The 3,606-nt window shown below is 70.9% G+C and carries 3 protein-coding genes and 1 pseudogene; all 4 read right to left on the reverse strand.

The genetic code is table 11. The annotated features are described in order from the left end of the window. Nucleotides 1-96 precede the first annotated feature (96 nt). Entirely contained in the window at nt 97-1,803 is a 1,707-nt protein-coding gene (locus ACWIHY_RS31880; protein WP_454379599.1) for a proline--tRNA ligase, read from the reverse strand. Nucleotides 1,804-1,873: 70 nt separating this feature from the next. Continuing rightward, complete coding sequence (locus ACWIHY_RS31885) at nt 1,874-2,446, reverse strand: GNAT family N-acetyltransferase (protein WP_454379601.1); 573 nt, start codon at nt 2,444-2,446, stop codon at nt 1,874-1,876. A 26-nt stretch (nt 2,447-2,472) separates the two neighbouring features. Further along, nucleotides 2,473-3,318 (reverse strand): GNAT family N-acetyltransferase, encoded by an 846-nt coding sequence (locus ACWIHY_RS31890; RefSeq protein WP_454379603.1) that lies wholly within the window; start codon nt 3,316-3,318, stop codon nt 2,473-2,475. A 124-nt stretch (nt 3,319-3,442) separates the two neighbouring features. Further along, nucleotides 3,443-3,606, reverse strand: a pseudogene (locus ACWIHY_RS31895) (flavodoxin-dependent (E)-4-hydroxy-3-methylbut-2-enyl-diphosphate synthase); the annotation flags it as partial.

Below are 3,606 nucleotides of genomic sequence, written 5' to 3' on the forward strand. Positions count from 1 at the left end.
CCGGCGGGCGCACGCCGCGCTCCGCACCCCCCCCCCAACCACGTGGGGCCCCGCGCGATCGCGCGGGGCCCCTCGTGCTTGCGGTCAGTGCCTGCGTCAGGCGGTCAGGCGGGCGATCGCCTCGTCGACCGTCAGCTCCTCGCGCTCGCCCGTGCGGCGGTCCTTCAGCTCCACGACGCCCTCGGCGCTGCGGCGGCCCGCCACCAGGATCTTCGGTACGCCGATGAGCTCCGCGTCGGTGAACTTCACACCCGGCGAGACACCCGGGCGCTCGTCGACCAGCACCCGCAGACCCGCCGCGCCCAGCTTGTCCGCCACCTCGACGGCCAGCTCGGTCTGGAGCGCCTTGCCCGCGGCGACGACGTGCACGTCGGCCGGGGCGATCTCGGCGGGCCAGCACAGGCCCTTCTCGTCGGCGGACTGCTCGGCGAGCGCGGCGACGGCGCGCGAGACGCCGATGCCGTACGAGCCCATGGTCACGCGGACCGGCTTGCCCTGCTGGCCGAGCACGTCGAGCTGGAAGGTGTCGGCGTACTTGCGGCCGAGCTGGAAGATGTGGCCGATCTCGATCGCGCGGTCCAGCTTGAGGCCGGTGCCGCACTTCGGGCAGGGGTCGCCCTCCTGGACGACCACGACGTCCAGGTAGTCGTCGACCTCGAAGTCACGGCCGGCGACGACGTTCTTCGCGTGCTTGTCCTGCTTGTTCGCGCCGGTGATCCAGGCGGTGCCGGCGGCGACGCGCGGGTCGGCGATGTAGCGGACCTTCTCCAGGCCCTGCGGGCCGACGTAGCCGCGTACGAGATCGGGGCGGCCCACGAAGTCCTCGGCCGTGACCAGCTCGACCACGGCGGGCGCCAGGTGCTCGCCGAGCTTGCCCAGGTCGACCTCACGGTCGCCGGGGATGCCGACGGCGACGATCTCGCCGTCGACCTTCACCAGCAGGTTCTTGAGGGTCGCCGACGCCGGTACGCCCAGGTGGTCGGCGAGGGTCTCGATCGTCGGGGTGTCGGGGGTGTCCAGCTCCACGACCGGGCCGTGCTCCGAGCCGTCGTACGCGGCGGCGACGGCCTCGGCGCTGAACGTGACGGCCTCCGTGTTGGCGGCGTAGTCGCACGCGGGGCAGTCCACGAAAGTGTCCTCGCCGGCCGCGGCCGGGGCCAGGAACTCCTCGGACGCCGAGCCGCCCATCGCGCCGGACACGGCGGAGACGATGCGGAAGTCGAGGCCGAGGCGCGCGAAGATCTTCTGGTACGCGGCGCGGTGCAGCGCGTACGACTCGGCGAGGCCCTCGTCCGTCGTGTCGAAGGAGTACGAGTCCTTCATCTGGAACTCGCGGCCGCGCAGCACGCCGGAGCGCGGACGCGCCTCGTCGCGGTACTTCGTCTGGATCTGGTAGAGCATCACCGGCAGGTCCTTGTAGGACGTGCACTGGTCCTTGACCGTCTGCGTGAAGATCTCTTCGTGCGTCGGGCCCAGGAGGTAGTCGGCGCCCTTGCGGTCCTTGAGGCGGAACAGCAGGTCGCCGTACTCCTCCCACCGGCCGCTCGCCTCGTACGCCTCCTTGGGCAGGAGCGCGGGCAGCAGCACCTCCTGGGCGCCGATCTCGTCCATCTCCTCGCGGACGACGCGCGAGATGTTGTCGAGGACCTTCTTGCCCAGCGGGAGCCAGGTCCAGATCCCCGCCGCGTTCCGGCGGACGTAGCCTGCGCGCACCAGCAGCTTGTGGCTGAGCGTCTCGGCGTCCGCCGGGTCGTCACGCAGTGTCTTGACCATCAGACGGGACATGCGCTGGACCTGGGCCATGGTGAACTCCTGCGAAGAAAAGTGTGATGGCTAGGAGGTTAGCCGGGGCGGCACAGACACGGGAAATCCGTTACTGGCCGTTACGTCGCAGCGGGAGCGGCGCGCCCATCACGGCGTAGGGCCTCGGGGCGCTCGGGAAGTGGACCTGGCGCGCCAGGTCGACGTAGCCCAACGCCCGGTAGAGGCCGCGGGCCGGGCTCTCGATGTCGATCGCGGAGAGGATGGACCGGGGCTGCTCCGCGGCGTCCGTGATGGTGGTGATCAGCTCGCGGCCGATGCCGCGTGCCTGGTGGGCGGGGTCGACGTGGAGTTCGGTGATGACGAACGAGTCGTCGAGCCAGGCGTCGTTGTCGGCGCGGCGCAGATACGGCTCAACGACCGTGGACCACCAGTGCGTACGGTCGTTGGGCATCCCGTAGACGAAGCCGACGAGCCGTCCGTCGGGCGTCATGGCGCCGAGCGCCCGCGCGCCGGGGTTCAGCAGATGCCGCAGCACGATGTGACGGCGTACACCGATCTCGTCGGCGGTGAGCCCGAAGGCGAGGGCCTGCACGGCGAGCGCCTCGTCCACGCGCGCGGCGAGATCGACCGGCGCGACCACTACGGCGGGGGTCTGGGGTTCGCCCCCGGAAAGAGGTGCCATGCAGCGCACCCTACTTCGAGGCAACGTCAGAACAACACGCTCATAAACGCGCCAACCTCGCGGAAGCCGACCCGTCGGTAGGCGGCGCGGGCCGCCGTGTTGAAGTCGTTCACGTACAGGCTGACGACGGGCGCGACATCGGCCAGCGCGTAGCGCAGCACGGCCGCCATGCCCGTCTCGGACAGTCCCTGGCCACGGAACTCGGGCGCCACCCAGACGCCCTGGATCTGGCAGGCCTGAGAGGTCGCGGCGCCGATCTCCGCCTTGAAGACGACCTTGCCGTCCTCGATACGGGCGAACGACCGTCCCGCGGCGATGAGTTCGGCGACGCGCGCCTGGTAGAGCAGCCCGCCGTCGCCGGCGAGCGGCGAGACGCCGACCTCCTCGGTGAACATGGCCACGCACGCGGGCATGATCATGTCCATCTCGGCCTTGCGGATGCGCCGGACGCGGAGGTCGGGGCGGACGTCGGGCGAGGGCTGCTCGGTGACCATGAGCGGCTGGCGCGGGCGTACGTCGCGGGCCGGGCCCCAGCTGGGTTCGAGGAGGCGCCAGAGCTGCTGGGTGGCCTCGGCGGGGCCGACGATCGAGGAGCAGCGGCGGCCGGCCCTGCGGGCGCGGTCGGCGAAGGCCCGTACCGCTTCGGGGGTCGCGCAGATCGGGACGAGATTGGCGCCGGAGTAGCACAGCGAGCGGAGCCGGCCGTCGGCGTACCAGCCCCACATCTCGCCGCCGAGGCGCCACGGGTCGAGACCCGCGGCCTGGACGCGCGAGGTCACGAAGGCGTTGGCGACGGGTTCGCTTTCGAGGATCGCGAGCGCGGCGCCGAGTTCGCCGGGGTCGAGGACCCGGGTAGTGGTCTGAGTCAACACGTGAGGGGCCTCACCGTACGGTCTTCTGATCTCCGCACTCTACCGGTCGCTCCTGCGGGCCGCCGCAATACGGAACGGAGCCCTGCCGGGGGGCGGGGCTCCGTTTTGTAGCGTTGCGGAGAGATCAGCTGACGGAGACCTCGGGCTCGCCGACCGCGTCGACGACCGGCACGCCGGAGGCGACGCCGTCCTTCTCCATCTGCTCGGCGATCTTCATCGCCTCTTCGATGAGGGTCTCGACGATCTTCGACTCGGGGACGGTCTTGATGACCTCGCCCTTGACGAAGA

It is taken from the genome of Streptomyces sp. NPDC055287 (genome assembly GCF_053646035.1).